Here is a 1,462-nt window from a genome sequence, read left to right as displayed (position 1 = left end):
GGCAGGACTACGACGGAGGGATGTCGTCATGGGTTGACCCCGGACCCGGCCCCCGGCCCCCGGCCCCCGAGCACCGAGCACGCCAGACCCCGGAGGTCGGAGACCTGACGGGGAGGACCGGGGCCGCCGACCGGGCGGGGACGGCCGAGGTGGGCCGGCTCGCGAGGGCCGGGGGTGGCTCGCGGTGGCCGAGGCGGAGACGGACGGCCACGCGGGGACCGATGTGGACGGGCTCTCGGGGGCCGAGGCGGATGGGCGCGGGTGGGCCGGAGGAGCGGGCCGGCGACCGCAAGGAGCGGCGCGCTCTACGCCACCGCCACCTCCACCTGGAGTCCCTCCAGCCCTCGGATCACGAAGTTCGGCTTGCGCTTCGGCTCCGTTGCGAGGGTCAGGGTGGGGGCCTTCTCCAGCAGGGCCGTCATCGACGCCGCCAGTTCGATCCGGGCGAGGGGCGCGCCGATGCAGTAGTGGATACCCGCGCTGAACGAGATGTGCGGGTTCTCCTGACGCGTGAGGTCCAGCTTCTCCGGGGCGTCGAAGACGGCCGGGTCGTGGTTCGCGGAGCCGAACAGCATCGCGATCTCCGCGCCTCGCGGGACGGTCGTGCCGTCGATCTCGATGTCGTCCAGCACCCAGCGCTCGAAGAGCTGGAGCGGGGTGTCGTACCGCATCAGCTCCTCCACGGCCGTCGGCACCAGCGAGTGGTCCGCGCGCAGGGCCGCCAGCTGGTCGGGGTTGCGGAACAGCGCCCACCAGCCGTTCACGGTGGCGTTCACCGTCGCCTCGTGGCCCGCGTTCAGCAGCAGCACACAGGTCGAGATCATCTCCTGCTCGGTCAGCCGGTCGCCCTCGTCGTACGCCGCGATCAGCCCCGAGATCAGGTCCTCGCCCGGCTTCTCCCTACGGTGCGCGATCAGCCCCCGGAGGTACTCCGAGAACTCCACCGACGCCCGCACCGCCTTCTTCGCCGTCGTCTCCGACGGGCTCAGCTCGTACATCCCGCAGATGTCCGCCGACCAGGGCCGCAGCTGCGCCCGGTCCGACTCGGGGACACCGAGCATCTCGGCGATCACCGCCACCGGGAGCGGCTCCGCGACATCCGCCAGCAGATCACCGCCGCCGGCCTCGACCAGCCGGGCCACCAGCTCACCCGCCAGCCCCTCCACATACGGCTTCAGCCGCTCCACCGTGCGCGGTGTGAACGCCTTCGACACCAGCCGCCTGATCCGGGTGTGGTCCGGCGGTTCCAGGTCCAGCATCCCGTGGTCGTTCAGCGTGTGGAACGGCTCGTGCTCCGGCGGCGGCGCACTGCGGCCGAAGTCCTCGTGCGTGAACCTGTGCTGGTACGTCCGGCCCAGGCGCCGGTCCCGCAGCAGCGCCGAGACATCCGCGTGGTGGGCGACGAGCCACTGGTTCGTGGGCTCGAAGTACCGCACCCGGCCCAGCGCCCGCAGCTCGGCGT

1 protein-coding gene is annotated in these 1,462 nt (G+C 72.3%); it reads right to left on the bottom strand.

From position 1 onward, the window contains the following. Positions 1 to 305: 305 nt before the first annotated feature. On the bottom strand, positions 306 to 1,462 hold a 1,157-nt coding region (locus tag AOK15_RS36800), incomplete at its 5' end, for a cytochrome P450 (protein ID WP_055522941.1).

This window comes from Streptomyces ossamyceticus, from assembly GCF_001418475.1.
GTDB lineage: Bacteria > Actinomycetota > Actinomycetes > Streptomycetales > Streptomycetaceae > Streptomyces > Streptomyces ossamyceticus.
This window is presented reverse-complemented; position numbering and strand designations above follow the sequence as displayed.